Source organism: Novosphingobium sp. BF6 (assembly GCF_058273105.1).
In genome coordinates, this window is sequence record NZ_CM177775.1 from 1,549,207 (window position 1) to 1,565,280 (window position 16,074).

At 65.3% G+C, this 16,074-nt stretch carries 12 protein-coding genes and 2 tRNA genes; 3 read left to right on the top strand and 11 right to left on the bottom strand.

What is annotated here, in order from left to right:
- Positions 1 to 94 precede the first annotated feature (94 nt).
- The 7 genes from AC4D6D_RS07695 to AC4D6D_RS07725 form a co-directional block, all read right to left on the bottom strand.
- Positions 95 to 2,947: a M16 family metallopeptidase gene (locus tag AC4D6D_RS07695; RefSeq protein WP_491327151.1), complete on the bottom strand. Its 2,853-nt coding sequence runs from the start codon at positions 2,945 to 2,947 to the stop codon at positions 95 to 97.
- A 180-nt stretch (positions 2,948 to 3,127) separates the two neighbouring features.
- Entirely contained in the window at positions 3,128 to 3,910 is a 783-nt protein-coding gene (gene purC / locus AC4D6D_RS07700; protein WP_147220107.1) for a phosphoribosylaminoimidazolesuccinocarboxamide synthase, read from the bottom strand.
- A 156-nt stretch (positions 3,911 to 4,066) separates the two neighbouring features.
- Positions 4,067 to 4,552 (bottom strand): low molecular weight protein-tyrosine-phosphatase, encoded by a 486-nt coding sequence (locus AC4D6D_RS07705; RefSeq protein ID WP_491327152.1) that lies wholly within the window; start codon positions 4,550 to 4,552, stop codon positions 4,067 to 4,069.
- Between the two features lie 53 nt (positions 4,553 to 4,605).
- A complete protein-coding gene (locus AC4D6D_RS07710; RefSeq protein WP_186830060.1) occupies positions 4,606 to 4,755 on the bottom strand; it encodes a hypothetical protein in 150 nt (49 codons plus the stop codon).
- A 91-nt stretch (positions 4,756 to 4,846) separates the two neighbouring features.
- Positions 4,847 to 6,670 (bottom strand): response regulator, encoded by a 1,824-nt coding sequence (locus AC4D6D_RS07715; protein WP_491327153.1) that lies wholly within the window; start codon positions 6,668 to 6,670, stop codon positions 4,847 to 4,849.
- A complete protein-coding gene (locus tag AC4D6D_RS07720; protein WP_491327154.1) occupies positions 6,660 to 7,532 on the bottom strand; it encodes a CheR family methyltransferase in 873 nt (290 codons plus the stop codon). Before AC4D6D_RS07720 ends, AC4D6D_RS07715 begins: the two co-directional genes overlap by 11 nt.
- The gene (locus tag AC4D6D_RS07725) at positions 7,529 to 10,639 is read right to left on the bottom strand and encodes a response regulator (RefSeq protein ID WP_491327155.1); all 3,111 of its coding nucleotides are present in this window, start codon (positions 10,637 to 10,639) and stop codon (positions 7,529 to 7,531) included. Before AC4D6D_RS07725 ends, AC4D6D_RS07720 begins: the two co-directional genes overlap by 4 nt.
- Positions 10,640 to 10,883: 244 nt before the next feature.
- Between AC4D6D_RS07725 and AC4D6D_RS07730 the strand changes: the two genes are divergently transcribed.
- From AC4D6D_RS07730 to AC4D6D_RS07740, 3 genes are read left to right on the top strand one after another with little or no spacing between them, the layout of a single operon-like run.
- Positions 10,884 to 12,803 (top strand): pilus assembly protein TadG-related protein, encoded by a 1,920-nt coding sequence (locus AC4D6D_RS07730; RefSeq protein ID WP_491327156.1) that lies wholly within the window; start codon positions 10,884 to 10,886, stop codon positions 12,801 to 12,803.
- Positions 12,800 to 13,396, top strand: a complete 597-nt coding sequence (locus AC4D6D_RS07735; RefSeq protein WP_491327157.1) for a TadE/TadG family type IV pilus assembly protein — start codon at positions 12,800 to 12,802, stop codon at positions 13,394 to 13,396. Before AC4D6D_RS07730 ends, AC4D6D_RS07735 begins: the two co-directional genes overlap by 4 nt.
- Complete coding sequence (locus AC4D6D_RS07740; RefSeq protein ID WP_491327158.1) at positions 13,393 to 14,067, top strand: TadE/TadG family type IV pilus assembly protein; 675 nt, start codon at positions 13,393 to 13,395, stop codon at positions 14,065 to 14,067. Before AC4D6D_RS07735 ends, AC4D6D_RS07740 begins: the two co-directional genes overlap by 4 nt.
- Before the next feature lie 36 nt (positions 14,068 to 14,103).
- Here the strand turns inward: AC4D6D_RS07740 and AC4D6D_RS07745 are convergent, their stop codons facing one another.
- The 4 genes from AC4D6D_RS07745 to AC4D6D_RS07760 form a co-directional block, all read right to left on the bottom strand.
- Positions 14,104 to 14,322, bottom strand: coding sequence for a hypothetical protein (locus tag AC4D6D_RS07745; protein ID WP_491327159.1), 219 nt, complete (start codon positions 14,320 to 14,322; stop codon positions 14,104 to 14,106).
- A 435-nt stretch (positions 14,323 to 14,757) separates the two neighbouring features.
- A tRNA-Pro gene (locus AC4D6D_RS07750) sits at positions 14,758 to 14,834 on the bottom strand.
- Positions 14,835 to 14,881: 47 nt separating this feature from the next.
- Positions 14,882 to 14,957, bottom strand: a tRNA-Ile gene (locus AC4D6D_RS07755).
- Between the two features lie 46 nt (positions 14,958 to 15,003).
- On the bottom strand, positions 15,004 to 16,017 hold the full coding sequence (locus AC4D6D_RS07760; RefSeq protein WP_491327160.1) for a polysaccharide deacetylase family protein: 1,014 nt from the start codon (positions 16,015 to 16,017) through the stop codon (positions 15,004 to 15,006).
- Between the last annotated feature and the right edge of the window lie 57 nt (positions 16,018 to 16,074).

Genomic DNA, 16,074 nt, shown 5'->3' on the forward strand with positions numbered 1-16,074 from the left:
TAAGTCTCCCAACGCAGCCATGGGCGCACGAGGCAGTTGGTCCGCGTGACCTCGACAGTTCCGGGGTGCAGGGGCGATGGCCCCTGCTTTTCCCTTACTTCTTCAAAACGTCCACCCCTTCCGGCAAAACCAGCACTTCCAGCCCCTTTGCCGGATCGAGATAGCGCTGCGCCATCGCCTGAACGTCGGCGGGGGTGAGTGTCATCAGCCGTTCGCGGGCCTTGCTGAAGCGTTCGATCCGGTCTGCCTGGGTCTGTGCGCGGTCGACCAGCGAGAGCCAGCCCGCATTGCCCTTGAGCGCGTTCTGGAAGGCTTCCACCAGCGGCGCGCGGGCGCGTTGCAGCACGTCATCGCTGACCGGCGCCGTGGCCAGTTCGCGCACGACTTTGGCGATGGCCTCGCGGCTGGCGGCCACGTCGGCCACGTCGACCGAGGCGTTGATCGAGAAGGTGCCGTAGCCTTTCCAGGTGTGGGAGAGCGCGCTTTCGGCGGAGGGCGAGTATGCCTTGCCGAGGGCTTCGCGCAGGCTGTCGGTCAGTTCGATGCGCACGACCCGTTCGAGCAGTTCCAGCCGGAGCGCGTCGATCGGGTCCGAATCGTCGCGGGTCGGCCAGGTGAGCCGCAGCAGTGCCTGGTCGGCGGCGCCGGTGTGGCGCAGGACGCGGGGGCTGCGGTCGGCGGTGAAGGTGCGCGGGGGCTGGTTGTCGTAGGGGCGGAAGGCGGTTTCGCGGGCGGGGAGGGCGCCCAGCGTCCGGGCGACCATGGCGATGGCCTTGTCCTCGTCGAAATCGCCGACGAGGCCCAGTTCCACGGCGCCGTGGGCGAGGCGGTCGGAGATGTCCTGCTTGAGCTTCGCGTAAGTCAGGTGGCGGTAGGCTTCCACTGGCTGGAGGCTGAAGCGGGGGTCGTTGTCCGAGACGATGCCGCCGAGATCGGCGCCGAGCGAGGAGGCAGGTGTCGCGCGCAGCTGGGCGAAGCTGTTGTTCACCTGCTGGCGGTACTGGACTTCGCCTTCCGAGCGATAGCCGGGGTCGGTCATGAGCGCGGTCATCAGCTGGAGTTGCAGTTCGAGGTCGCGCGGGGTCGTGGCGGTCTGGGCGTCGAAGCTTGAGGCTCCGTTGGAGAGGCCAAAACCGAGCGTGTGGCCGGACATGATGGTGTCGAGGTCGTCGCGGCTGTGCTTGCCGAGGCCGCCCTTGTCGAGCCAGTTCACCATGTCGGTGGCGAGCGGATTGTCGCGGGTGTCGAGGCGGTCGCCGCCGTCGATCGCGAGGCTGACGCGGATGCGGTCCTTTTCCAGCTCGGTCTGCTTGAGGTTCAGCATCACGCCGTTGGCGAAGCGGATCTCGCGGATGCCGAGGATCGGGTCGTGGGTGTCGCTGACGACAGTGCCGGGGGTGCCGAAATCGGTATAGGCGAAGGCGGCGAGCGCCTGTGTGTCCTCGCGCGGGACCGGGCCGCGGGTGGCGTGTTGCCAGGCGGTGCGGATCGCCTGCTCGCCGCCTTCGGGGACCTTGCGGCCTTCGAAGCGGATCAGCGGCTTGTCGAGCGCCAGCGCCTCGCGCTTGAGGGCGGCGAGAACGGCCTTTGGTGTGATCGCGGGGGCGAAAGCCTCGAAGCGTTCGAGCGTGGAAGCGGGTGTCGAGGGCACGACGCGGTCGTCCACGAGGGAGAGGGCGATGGCGGCCAGCGCCGCGTTGCTGCGGGTATTGGCCGAACCGGCGGCATTGACGAGCGAAGTGCGCAGCTGGGCGAGCTGTTCGGCGATCTCGGCGGCGGTGAAGCCGTGGGCGAGGGCGCGGCGATATTCGCGGGCGGTGGCGGCAAGGCCGTCCGCCCACTTGCCGTCCACGCTGTCGATGATGAGTCGGGTGGAGCGGGCGGTCTCGAAGACGTCGCCGGTGCCGAAGCCCGCGCCCCGGAACGGCGGCTCGGCATTGCGGGAGAGGCGTTGGAGGCGGCGGTTGATGATCGCATAGCCGACCGAGCGGAGTAGGCTTTCTCGGCGCTGGGCCACGCTGTCCGGCTCGTCCATCCAGGCGCCGTTGCGCTGGATGACGACGCGTTCCGATAGCGCCGGATCGATCCAGATGCCGGTGCGATTGCGGTCTTTCGCATCGACCGGGCCGGGATCGGGCTGGGGCTGGGCCGCACTGCCGGTCCAGTCGGAGAAGTGGCGCTTGATGTCCGCTTCGACTGCGGCGGCGTCGAAATCGCCAATGACGACCAGCGTGACATGGGCGGGTACATATTCGCGCTCGTAGAAGGCCCTGAGCTTCTGCGCGTCGGCGGCGTTGAGCGTGGCGACGGTGCCGATCGGGAAGCGGCTGCCATAAAGCGCCTGCGGATAGAAGAAGCGCGTCGAATCGATCGCATTGCGCAGGCCGAAGGTGTTGCGGTCGCGCATTTCCGAGAGGATCACGCCGCGCTCGCGGTCGATAGCGCCTTGGGAGATGGTCAGTTCGCTCGCGGTCTCGCGCATCAGCATGAGCGCGGTGTCGACCAGCTTGGCGTCGCTGCGCGGCAGGTCGAGCTTGTAGACGGTGCGCTCGAAACTGGTCGAGGCATTGGTGTCGGCGCCGAACGCGAGGCCGTCGCGTTCGAGCAGCGGGATCATCTGGCCTTCGGGCACGCGCTTGCTGCCGTTGAAGGCCATGTGCTCGACGAAGTGGGCATAACCCTGTTCGGCGTCGCTTTCGTCGAGCGAACCGGCGGCGACTTCCATGCGGACCACACCGGTTCCGGCAGGCGTCGCATTATGGCGGATCACGTAGCGCATGCCGTTCGGGAGACGGCCGAACCGGAAATCGGGATCGAGCGGGACGTCGCTCTTCTCGAAGGCCCAGCTGGTATCGACGGATTGGGCTGGGGGTTTGGGTGCGGCTTCGCGGGCGAGGACCGGCAGCGGCGCGGAAAGGAGGAGCGCGGTAACGAGAAGGGATCGCATGGAGTGCTGGTGCCCCAGTCGGTGCCCGATCACAAGAGGATGGGGGCTGTCGCTCCGGATTGCTTCGCTACGCTCGCAATGACGAAGAGGGGTGAGAATCGGCTGCGTTTCGCGTCCCGGATGCAAGAAGGCCCGGCACACCTCGCGGTGGCCGGGCCTTCTCTTGCATGCTTGCGGGGCTTACTTGCCGCGCAGCTTGCGGTGCTTCGACAGGTCGAGGACTTCGCTCGGGCCGTTGTCGTCCTGGAGCAGGCCGAGGCGGCGGGCGACTTCCTGGTAGGCCTCTTCCTCACCGCCGAGATCGCGGCGGAAGCGGTCCTTGTCCAGCTTTTCGCCGGTGTTCATGTCCCAGAGGCGGCAGCCGTCGGGGCTGATTTCGTCCGCCAGGATCACGCGGCTGTAGTCGCCGTCCCAGATACGGCCGAATTCGAGCTTGAAGTCGACGAGGCGGATGTTGATCGCGGCGAACATGCCCGCCATGAAATCGTTCACGCGGATCGCCATCGCCGAGATGTCCTGCATCTCCTCGTTGGTGGCCCAGCCGAAGGCGGCGATGTGCTCTTCGGCGATCATCGGATCGCCCAGCGCGTCGTCCTTGTAGTAGTATTCGATCAGCGTGTGCGGCAGCGGCTCACCCTCGGGAATGCCGAGGCGCTTGGAGATCGAACCGGCGGCCACGTTGCGCACCACGACCTCGATCGGGATGATCTCGACCTGGCGGACCAGCTGCTCGCGCATGTTGAGGCGGCGGATGAAGTGGTTGGGCACGCCGATGTGGTTGAGGCGCGTGAACACGTACTCGCTGATGCGGTTGTTGATCACGCCCTTGCCCTGGATCGTGCCCTTCTTCTGCGCGTTGAACGCAGTGGCGTCGTCCTTGAAGTACTGGATCAGGGTGCCGGGTTCAGGGCCTTCGTAGAGGATCTTGGCCTTGCCCTCGTAGATCTGGCGGCGACGGGACATGCGTGTTCGTCCTTCGAAACTGTAAAAGAGCAAGCCCCGGACCGTCTATAGTCGCATCCCGATAAATCAAAGGAGGCGACCGTGGGCCGGGGCGTTCGAGCGGGCATATAATGGAAGCAGGGGCAAAAGCAAACGGCGCTTGCGGCCTCCGGAAGGTCAGCCCCGCTTCGGCGCGAGTTGCGCCACTAAATTGCGGGCGGCGGCGCTGACTTGCGCCCACGTGGTCTCGAACCCTTCGGGGCCGCCGAAGTAGGGATCGTCGACATCCTGTCCTTCGAGACCGGGAACGTGGTCGAGCAGCAACGAAAGGCGGGCCTTGTGCCCGGCAGGGGCGATCCGCCGCAAGTTCGCGAGATTGCTGGCGTCGAGCGCGACGATGCGCTCGAATCGGTTGAAGTCCTTCGCCGTGACCTGACGGGCGCGATAGGCGGAGATGTCGATGCCGTGGCGCAGCGCTTCGGTGCAGGAACGCGGGTCGGGACCTTTGCCGATGTGCCAGGAGCCGGTGCCTGCCGAATCGACCTCGATGTTCAGCCCGGCTGCTTCCGCTTCGCGGCGCAGGGCGGCTTCGGCCAGCGGGGAGCGGCAGATATTGCCAAGGCAGACGAACAGGACGGAGGGCATGGAAGCGGTGCGGGACATGAACCCGACCTAGCGCCGGGCCGCAGTTAACTCCAAACGGATTTCGAACCTGTTCAGCGGTGGCCGAACAGGCGCTCGATCAGGGTGGGCTGGTCCATCGGCTGGATCGGGCCATGGAAGCGGCGGCGCAGGCCGGGGTCCTGCGGCGGGCGCGGGGTCCAGATGCGCTCGGTGCGATAGGTGCTGTCCTGGGTCAGGGCCATGGGCGGAAGGCTCCTCTTCCTCGATTTGTTCCTTAGGGAATAAACCGCTTTTCCGCCTGAAAGTTTCCTTAACCGATCTCCACCACGCCCGTCAGCCTGCCGGAGCCGCGACTTCTTCGGCAAGCTGCCGGACGATCGCACCGACGTCGCGGCCGAGGAACGGCTTGCCCAGCATCGGCCGTTGGTTGTGGCGATCCGGCAGGTGCCGGCGGTCGTAGCCGCTGACGAAAGCGAAGGGCGTGGCGCGGGAAGCCAGTTCGTCGGCCACGGCATCGATGCGCTCGCCATTGAGGTTGCCGTCGAGCAGGGCGAGGTCGGGCGCGGCCTCGCGGATCATGGCTATGGCCTGTTCGCAGGACGTGGCCGGGCCGATGGCAATCGCACCCGAATCCTCGATTTCCATCATCAGTTCCATGGCGACCAGCGGTTCGTCCTCGACGATCAGGACCTTGAGGGCCTTGGGCGTGGAATGGACGGGGGCAGGGACGGCAGGAGCTGCCGTCTCTACACCAGTGGTTTTTTGCGCTGGTTCAGGAGGAACATCGTCGCCCAGGGGCAGGTCAAGCTGCCAACGGACGCCCTCCGGGGCGTAGTCGGCGCCGATCTGCGCGCCGTCGGCTTTCATGCTGCTCTCGATCAGGGTCGAGCCGAAGCCGCGTCGTTCCGGCACCGCAACCGGCGGGCCGCCGCGCTCGGTCCAGGTCAGCGAGAGCACCTGCCGCGTCAGCGACCAGTCGAGCGCGACGGTGCCGGTCTCGTTCGAAAAGGCGCCGTACTTGTGGGCATTGGTCGCCAGTTCGTGGAGGATCAGCGAGAAGCGCAGCGCCAGTTCGGGCGGCAGATCGACGTCCGGTCCCGACAGCCGCAGCCGTTCCTCGCTGAGCGCGCCGAGCACGACCTGATCGGCGATCAGGCTGCGCAGGCCCGCCGGTTCCCAGGTCGTCGTGCTCAGCAGCGAATGGGCGCGGGCGAGCGACTGGAGGCGGCCGCTGAACGACTGCTGGAAATCCTCCGCCGAGCGGGCATGGCGGAAGCCCTGCGAGGCGATGGCCTGAACCGTCGCCAGCGTGTTCTTCACCCGGTGGTTGAGTTCGCCGATCAGCAGGCGCTGGGTTTCCTCGGCGCGGTGGCGTTCGGTGACGTCGAGCAGTTCGATCATCACGCTGGCCCCGCGCGAGCCGGTCCCGGCCAGCGAGGAGCAGTACCATTCGCCCTCGCGCAAGGCGCCGCCCGCGCGCAGGAAGCGGTGGACCTGGGTTTCCCGGCGATCCTCGCCGCCGAGCAGCGCGCGCATGCCCTCGACGAAGCCGGGCCGGTCGGCAGGGGCAAGGAACGGCGCGTCCTCGACCTTGAGGCCGAGCACGTCCTGCGCGGAAAAGCCGATCTCGCGCTCGGCGCTGCGATACCAGCTGACGATGCGGAGGTTGGCGTCGATCTCCAGCACCGCCAGCGGCGAATTGTCGCCGTGCGCGCGCAGGCGGCCCAGCGCCAGGCCGAGTTCGTCGCGCTGGCGGGCGATCTCGCGGCGCTGGCGGGCCAGCTCGACGAAGACCGCGACCTTGGAGTTCAGCTCTACCATGTCGAGCGGTTTGAGCAGATAGTCCACCGCGCCCGCCTCGTAGCCGCGGAAGCGGCGGCGCTCGTCGGTGGCAAGCGCGGTGAGGAAGATGATCGGCACGGCGCGGGTGCGCTCGGTGCCGCGCATCAGTTCGGCCAGTTCGAAGCCGTCCATCTCGGGCATCATCACGTCGAGCAGGGCCAGCGCGAAATCGTGGCGCAACATCGCTTCCAGCGCCTCGAACCCGGAGGAGACGGTGACGAGTTCGACGCCGGGCTGGTCGAGCGCGGCTTCGAGGACGAGCAGGTTCTCCCGGATATCGTCGACGGCCAGGATCTTGAGCGGCTCATTCAGCAAGGGCGTGCTCCTGGACGTCGTGAAGGGTGCGTCGCCAGATCTTTTCGAGAGGCGCGAATTCGGCGAAGCTGTCGCCCTCGGCGGAGAAATGCACGGTCTCCTTCGAGCCGAGGCCGAGGAAACCGCCCGGCGGCAGCGACTGGGCGAAAAGGCCGAGCGCGCGGTCCTGCAGGGCGCGGTCGAAATAGATCAGCACATTGCGGCTGGAGACCAGCTGGACCTCGGAAAACACCGCGTCGCTGGCAAGATTGTGGTCGGCGAAGACCGCGCGGCGGCGCAAAGACGGATCGAAGCGGGCAACGCCGTAGTTGGCGGTGTAGTAGTCCGCCAGCGAGGCCTTGCCGCCCGCCTCAAGGTAATTGCGCGAGAAACCGGCGATCCGCTCGATCTCGTAGACCCCCGCCTCGGCTTTCACCAAAGCGGCGGGGTTGATGTCGGTGCAGTAGAACAAGGTGCGCTCTTCCAGCCCTTCCTCGCGGAACAGGATGGCCAGCGAGTAGAATTCCTCGCCGTTGGCGCAGCCTGCCACCCAGACCTTGATCGAGGGCCAGGTGCGCAAGTGCGGGATCACCTGCTCGCGGATCGCACGGAAGTATTCGGGATCGCGGAACATCTCGCTGACCTGGATGGTCAGGAAACCGATCAGCACGTTCAGGCTCTCGGGATCGTGGAGGATGCGGTCGAGCAGGCTGGAGAGGTGCGGATAGCCGAAATGCGACTGCGCGCGCTGGAGCCGCCGCAGCAGCGAGGCGCGGGAGTAGTCGCGGAAATCGTATTGGTAGCGCCGCCAGATCGCCTCGACGAGAAGATCGACCTCGATATCCTCCACCGCCTCGGCGGCGCGCCTGATGATGGGTTTCATCGGGGCATCCAGACGCGCACGAGGCTGAGCAGCTTGTCGACGTCGAGCGGCTTCGACAGGTAGTCGTTGGCGCCGGCCTCCAGGCATTCGCGGTGGTCGCGCTCCATGGCCTTGGCGGTGAGGGCGATGATCGGCAGGTTCTGCCACTGCGCCTGCATGCGGATCTCGCGGGTGCAGGTGAGGCCGTCCATCTCGGGCATCATCACGTCCATCAGCACGAGGTCGATGGCGGAGCCGTCACTGTCGGCGGTGCGGGCCAGTTCGTTCAGCGCCTCGATCCCGTTGCGGGCGATGCGGACCTGGACGCCGTGGGGTTCGAGCACCGAAGTGAGGGCGTAGATGTTGCGGATGTCGTCCTCGACCACCAGGATCTGGCGGCCTTCCAGCGCGGCATCGCGGCCGAGTGCGCGGGCGAGGAGCTGCTGCTTCTCGTCCGGCAGTTCGGAAACGACCTGGTGGAGGAACAGCGTCACTTCGTCGAGCAGGCGCTCGGGGCTCTTGGCGCCCTTGACGATGATCGACTTCGAATAGCGCCGCAGCCGCATCTCTTCCTCTTCGGAAAGTTCGCGGCCCGTATAGACGATCACCGGCGGGAACCCGACGCTCTCGTCGTGCGAGAGGCGTTCGAGCAGGTCGAGGCCGGACATGTCGGGCAGGTTGAGGTCCAGCACCATGCAGTCGAAGGTCTCCTCGCCGAGGCGGGCGAGGCAGTCGGCGGCGCTCTGGACGTCCACCGTCTCGACATCGCGCGAGGCGAGCAGGAGGTGGATCGCCTCGGCCTGGCGGGGATCGTCCTCGACCACGAGCACCCGGCGCAGGCGCTGGTCCATCCGCGCCTCAAGGCCTTCGAGCATGTGGACGAGGGTGTCGCGGCTGACCGGCTTGAACAGGTAGCCCACCGCGCCGCTGGCCAGCGCGGCATTGTCGTCGTGGTCGGCGGAGACGATGTGGACCGGGATATGGCGGGTGCGGGTGTCGCGCTTGATGCGGTCGAGCACCGAAAGCCCGGTGTGGTCGGGCAGGTGCATGTCGAGAATCACCGCCTGCGGCAGGTATTGCCGGGCGAGCAGGGCGCCTTCGTCGGCGGTGCCAGCGATCAGGCACTCGAAGCCGACTTCGTGGGCGAGGTCGCAGAGGATACGGGCGAAGGCGGGGTCGTCCTCGACGATCAGGATCACGCGGGAATCGCCGGAGAGCGTCTCGCGGTCGTCCTGCGGGACCGGCACGCGGCGGTTCGTCGGGGCAGTGGTCTGGGTCGCCGCCGGGGTGGGTGTCGGAGTGGAGCGACCGGGGATCAGCGGAGTGCTGGCGGCGTCGCCCGGCTTGAAGGCCACCGGCAGTTCGAGCGTGAACGTGCTGCCCTGGCCCGGCGTGCTGGCGACGGTGATCGTGCCGCCCAGCAGATGCGCCAGTTCGCGCGAGATCGACAGGCCGAGGCCTGTGCCGCCGTACTTGCGGGCAATGCCGCCGTCGGCCTGGCGGAAGGCCTCGAAGATCGCGTCCTGCTGGTCGGCGGGAATGCCGGGGCCGGTATCCCGGACGGCGAAGGCGAGGCGGCCCGGCACCGTGGGGGCGACCGTCAGCGAGACTTCCCCGTGAGCGGTGAACTTGACCGCGTTCGAGAGGAAGTTCTTGAGTACCTGCTCCAGCCGCAGGGGATCGGTCTCGATCTCGCCGACGCCTTCGGCCGCGGTCATCGTCAGCGCCAGCCCCTTGCCGGAGGCGGCGGCGCCGAAGGTGTTCTCCAGCTTGCCCAGCAGCGCGGCCACCGGCACCCGGTGCGGCTCCAGTTCCAGACGGCCCGCCTCGATCTTGGAGATATCGAGCACGTCGTTGATCAGCGTCAGCAGGTCGTTGCCCGAGGACTCGATCGTCTCGGCATAGCGGACCTGTTCGCCGGAAAGATTGCCGTGGCGGTTGTCGGCCAGCAGGCGCGCCATGATGAGCAGCGAATTGAGCGGGGTGCGCAGTTCGTGGCTCATGTTGGCGAGGAATTCGGATTTGTAGCGGCTGGCCTGGGCGAGCTCGTCGGCCTGGCTGCGCAGCCGCGCCTGCGAACGCGTCAGTTCGTCGCGCTGGGCTTCGAGCGACTGGGCCTGCTCCTCCAGCTGGGAATTGCTGCGTTCCAGATCGGCCTGCTGTTCCTCGAGCTGGCCCTGCGAGTGCAGCAGCAGCTTGCTCTGGGCTTCCAGTTCATCGTTGGTGGCGCGCAGTTCCTCGCTCTGGTTCTGGAGTTCCTCGGCCTGCTGCTGAGTTTCCGACAGCAGGTGCTCCAGCCGGGCGCGGTACTTGGCCGAGCGCAGCGTCACGCCCAGCGAGCCGCCGACGATGTCGAGGAAAGCGGCGAGGTCTTCGGCCCGCGCATCCGGCGCATTCACGAAACCGAGCTCGAGCACGGCGTTGACGGTGCCGTCGACCTGGGTGGCGCCGAGCACCAGCCGGGCCGGACTGGCCTGTCCCAGCGCGGTGCCGAAGGCGAGATAGCCGGCGGGGACCTGCTCGATCGTGGAGGTACGGCCATGGCGGATCACTTCGCCGAGCAGGCTTTCGCCCGGCGCGATGGTTTCGGGCAGGGCGGCGCCTGCGGGCACGCCATACGTGGCGACTTTGCGGAAGGCGCTGTCGTCCTTCACGTAGATCGCCCCGGCGACGGCGCCGAAACGCTCGGCCAGGAAGGTGAGGGTGCGATTGCCCAGTTCGCCCAGCGAGAGACTGCCCGCCGTGGCGCGGGCGAGGTCGGTCTCGCTCTCGCGTAGCCATTGCTGGTGGCGATTGGCGTTGCGATAGCGGATCAGCACGAAGCCGATCGCCGCCAGCAGCAGGTTGGTCGTGCCCGAGAGCGCGCGATTGGCCATCGCCACTTCCACGCCCAGTCCCTGCGGCGCGATCAGATAGGCGCCCATCGCGCAGCCGATGCCGAGGATTGCGGTCAGCAGCGGCGTGATCGGGCGGCGCGCGACGAAGGCGATCACCGTCGGCAGCAGGTAGAGCACGCTGACACCGGTGCCGAGCGGGATGGTCGCGTCGATCAGGAGGCAGAGCCCCAGGACGATGATGATGACGAGCGCGAGCTGGACGTGAGGACCGAAGGCCTTGCTGGGCGACATTATGATTCTCAAGGAGAACGGCCGGTTGGAGGCGGGCCGCGTCTCCCCCAAACTTCGGCGCGGTCCCCGGATCGAGGTGGGCAACGCATTGGAACGCGATAAGGTTCCCGGAAGATTACGCAAAATTGCGTGACCTGCCGGGCACGAGGTGACTCCTGTGCGGGGCGCTTGAGGGTTTCATTAAGCAGTTCGCGTTAGAAAAGCCCGTTTCCACTGGGTTTCCTGCTGAAAGACGGCTCTCGCGATGCGTCACTTCCTGAAAGCTTCCTCGAAGATGGTCGCGGACCGCAGCGGCGCCGTCCTGCCGATGGCGGCGGTGGGCATGCTGGTGGCCGCGCTGATCGTCGGCGCAGCGGTCGATCTCAGCCGCCGCTACAAAGTGGAGAACCAGTTGCAGGCGGCCTGCGACTCCGCCGTTCTGGCCGGTCGCAGGACGGTGACGACTGCGGGGTTCGACCAGAAGTCGAAAGATGCGGCGGACGCCTACTTCGCGACCAATTTCGACGATGCCGCGCAGGAAGCCACCGCGACTGCCTTCAACGCGACTTCGGACGACGATGGGCAGACGGTAAAGGGTGCGGCCACCACGACCGTCAACACGCTTATCATGCGCCTGTTCGGCTACGACAGTTTTGCAGTGGCCGTGAGCTGCACTTCGTCGATGGGCATGGGCAATGCCGACGTGATGCTGGTGCTGGACACGACGGGTTCGATGGCGAGTTCGCTCGACAAGACCACGCGTATCGCCGCGCTGCGCTCGGCGGTGAAGAACTTCTACAAGACTGTGAACACCGCGACTAAGGAAACCAATGCACGGGTGCGCTACGGTTTCGTGCCCTATAGCTCGACCGTGAACGTCGGCAGGTTGCTGACCGGACTGGATCCGAATTACATCGTCGATAAGTGGAAGTATCAATCCCGTCAGGCGTTTTTCGTGGACTATTCCGCGGGAACCAAGTCCACCGGATCGACAAGCTATCAGAATGCATCCGTTTCAAATTTGAGGCAGTACAGCAGCACGAGATACAGTTCGAACAGCAACTGCACCAAGGCGCTGCCTTCGGCTGGCAGTTACAGTTCCAACGGGTCGGTTTCGCAGTCCTGGACAACTTCCGGCACGGCACCCAACCAGACGATAGTCGTTACGGATTCTCAACCGGTCAAGCGAACGATCTACCAGTGCCAAGGCTCGGGTTCGAGCTATTACATCTATTCCGGCACCGAAACCTCGGATGGCAAGACTTCGACGACTTACACGAAGTCGAAGTGGGTCAATGCCCCCACGAGCAAGTCCGATTTCATTTATTTGGAGTACACGCAGGTCGAGCGGCCCACGAACGTCTTCAAGACGTTCGCTTCGACAACCACTTATACCGGAGACAATGGAGCGGCGCAGACCTCGACCTGGGGCGGCTGCATCATCGAGCGCGATACGGTGAACAGCGGCACGTTCAGCTATTCCAGCGTGACGGGCATCTCCCCGTCGGGCGCCCTCGATGTCGATATCGATTCTGCTCCCACGTCCGATGAAAAGACGAAGTGGCGTCCGCTCTGGCCCGAGATTTCCTATCGCCGGGCGGGATCGAGTTCCTCTACCTACACCCAGGCGACCACGGCTACCGGTGCTCTGGCGGGAACCTATTGCCCGGTCGAGGCGCGCGCGCTCAACGAGATGAGCCAGAGCGATTTCAACGCTTATGCCGATTCGCTGACCGCCGTCGGTGGTACCTATCTTGACATAGGCATGATCTGGGGCGGCCGCATGCTTTCGCCGAACGGCATCTTCCAGAGTACCGTGAACGTGAAGCCGGGCAACGGCGGCGAAGTGTCCCGGCACATCATCTTCATGACCGACGGCGAGATGGATACTTCCAACTACGTGCCGCAGGCCTGGGGCATGGAATGGTGGGACCGCAAGGTGACCAGCGATGGTTCCAAGTCGCAGGAAGACGCTCGCCACACCCAGCGCTTCCGCGCCGTCTGCGAAGCGGTGAAGGCCAAGGGCATCCGCGTCTGGGTGATCGCCTTCACCTCGAAGCTGTCCGACGATCTCAAAGCCTGCGCTTCCGACGACAGTTCCTATCTGGCCGGCAATTCGAGCGAACTCGACAATGCCTTCCAGGAAATCGCCAAGCAGGTGGGCGAGCTGAGGATCACCCAGTGACGGTAAGGGCATTGTCCCTGCGCCGGGTCGCGGAGGACCGTTCGGGCGTGACCGTGGTGGAGTTCGCGCTGGTCGCGCCGGTGTTCCTGCTGCTGCTCATGGGAATCTTCGATATCGGCCACATGGCCTATGTCCGCTCCGTGCTACAGGGCGCGGTGCAGCAGGTGGCCCGCAACGCCACGTTGGAAACCGCCGACACCGCGACGGGCGACGACTATGTGCGCAAGGCGGTGGAAGGTGTCGCGCCGGGGGCTAAGATCGAAATCACCCGTTCCAGCTACTACGACTTCACCGATATCGCCCGGCCGGAAGTCTGGAGCGACAAGAACAACAATGGCCGCTGCGACAACGGCGAGGCCTATACGGACGAGAACGGCAACGGCCAGTGGGACGCCGATATCGGCAAGAGTGGCAACGGCGGGGCCAACGACATCGTCGTCTACAAGGTGAGCGTCACTTACAAGCCGCTCTTTCCCGTCCCCGGCCTGACCGATCGCAATGCCACGCGCACGCTCACGGCGACGGCAGTGAAGAAGAACCAGCCTTTCGCGCTCCAGACCGAATACGGCTCGGCGGCGGGGACCTGCAAGTGATCGCGCCGCTTTCGTGTATCCGCAGGGAAGCGCGGCGTCTGCGGGCCGATCGCAGCGGCGTGTCGATCCTGGAATTCGCGCTCGTCCTGCCGGTCCTGATGACACTGGGCATGTACGGCACCGAAGTGGCCTATATGGCGATGGTCAACATGCAGGTCGGCGAGATCGCCACCTCGGTGGCGGACAACGCCTCGCGCCTCGGCCAGACGGATAATACCGCCGTGGCGCCGACGGTGAAGGAGGCGGACGTCGATTCGGTCATGTGGGGGGCGCTGGCGGAAGGCGCGAGCTTCAACTTCGGCGATAACGGACGGATCATCCTCTCCAGCCTCGAAGTCGATCCCTCGACGAAGCGCGAGTACATCCACTGGCAGCGCTGCCGGGGCAGTCTTGCGCGAGCCTCGTCCTACGGCGTGGCCGATACCGGTAAGACCGGCAACCTGCTGAACGGCATGGGCAAGACCGGGAAGAAGATCCATCCGGTCGCCAATTCGGCGGTGATGTACGTGGAAGTCTATTACCGTTACCAGCCGCTGTTCGGCACGATGTTCGTGAAGGATGCCGAGTTCAAGCAGGAAGCGGCCTTCATCATCCGCGACAACCGCATGCTCAATCCCATGGACGCTCCGGGCGGCGTCACCGGCGGCAACGGCAAGTCGCTTTGCACCTGAACTACGGGCCGAGGTATCCGCACGCTGGCAGAGGAGCTATTCGAACAGTTCCTCAACGGCCTCATCCTTGTTCGATCGTTTGACGCCCTCCCAGAGCAGTCGAATGGGCACGGCTATGAGGAGGCTGTTCAAGATCATGTTGCCGACCAGCATGCCGAGCAGCTTTGGAACATTTTGAGATCCAGTGCCGCCGAGCCCGGCAATGCCGAACAGGACGAAAGCCAGGACGATGTGGACGCCGGTAGCCAACGCCACGGATATGGACGCCGCGAGGAAGCGGTTCCGGGCCAAGCGCTTGCTTCGTGGTCCGAATAGAAGCGCGATGGCCAGAATCAACGCGACATGAACTAGGCGTAGGATCATATGCTGACACTTTATTGTTTGATTTTACTAGGGATATAGTAGCCAGATTTGCCCCGTTTCCGGCCCCCAAGATCAACGCGTAACAGCCTTTTTCGTAATGTGTTGCCGGAACACATCACCTTCTGCCGTGCATCCTCGTTTGTCATTTGCCTGTTGATTGCCGCCTGGAAGTGACCCGGGTGCGTTGCTCCATGTGCTGCCGCCAGGCAGCGCCGCGTTCGCAAATCCCTTTCCGCCGCCTTCAAAAGTACGGCGAGGGGGCAAACGTGTGTGCAATCGTTCCGTCCGGGGAACTTTAGGGCTTGAAATCAGAAACTTGGAGGAAGTTGGTCGGGGAGACAGGATTCGAACCTGCGACATCTTGCTCCCAAAGCAAGCGCGCTACCGGGCTGCGCCACTCCCCGACCCTTCGGTCGTCGATGATCTATCCGAGGATTTCCTCGGTGGCCGTTGGTGGGCCCGGCAGGATTCGAACCCGCGACCTAGCCGTTATGAGCGGCCAGCTCTAACCGCTGAGCTACAGGCCCCAACTGCCGCGCTCGGCCTCATCGACGATGCCGGGCGGATTGCGCGTTAGCCCGGCAATTCGTTCTGTGCAAGGGCTACACTGGAGATGATGTCGGTAACATGGCTGGGTTTTACACCGCGGCGGTGCAAATGGGAAAAAAGTGTGCGCCACCAATCGTAAAGCGCGTCGAGATCGTGCAGCGCGCGGACGTAAGGGGTATAGCCGGGAACCAGCGAAGGGCTGTGGAACGAGAACACCAGCACCGGCAGCCCCTGATCGATCGCGACATCCACGCCGCGCAGCGCTTCCTCCACGGTCACGCCTTCGGGAGTGAGCGGAATGCGCTCCAGCAGCCCCGCGCGGGCGAGGGCGCCGCGCAACTGCGGCGCGCGCCAGAGTGCCGGATAGATCGTGTTGCCGAGCTGGCGTAGCGGTCCCCAGTAGACCGTTGTCAGTGGCAGTTCGAGCAGGTTGCCCGCCCAATAGGGCTGCAAGGGATGCTGGCGATAGTTCGGCCCGCCCGAGGCGCTGTAGTCGAACCGCGCGCGGACCGAGGTGTCGATGGCGATGCCGAATTCGGCGAGGATCTCGGCGGTGCGGGGGCTGAGGCCGTAGCGACCGGCGCGGTAGATCAGCGGCGTGGTGCCGAAGGCCTTTACGATTCGGGCGTGGAGTCTTGCGAACTTCTCGCGCTCCAGTTCGAAGGGGAGGTTGCCCGCGAAGGAGTTGAATTCGTTCACCGCCTCGTCGAACGGCGGGTTGACCCAGGGGTGGAGCTGGACGCCGATTTCGGCCCGTCCGGCCGAGACCGCCTCGCCGATGGCCTCCACCGCGATTTCGGAATCGGCGACCGGATAGTCCACGAGGTAGATTGGCACCACGCCGAAGCTCTCGCAGAATTCCTGGAACATGCGCAGGGCCGGGATCGTGCGGGTGCTGTGGCCGTCGCGGTTGAGCGGCGCGTTCCAGTCGAACTCCTCCTCGGTGTCTACGGTGACGATGAAGCGCTGGCCGAAGTCGCTGCCGAAGCGGGCAAGCTCATCCGGACTGGGCGGCAGGAGGAGATTTGGCCCCGGCAAGACTGACATTTCCTCGATCGGCCCCTTATCGTCTCGCGTCCGACAAGGTAGCGAGTT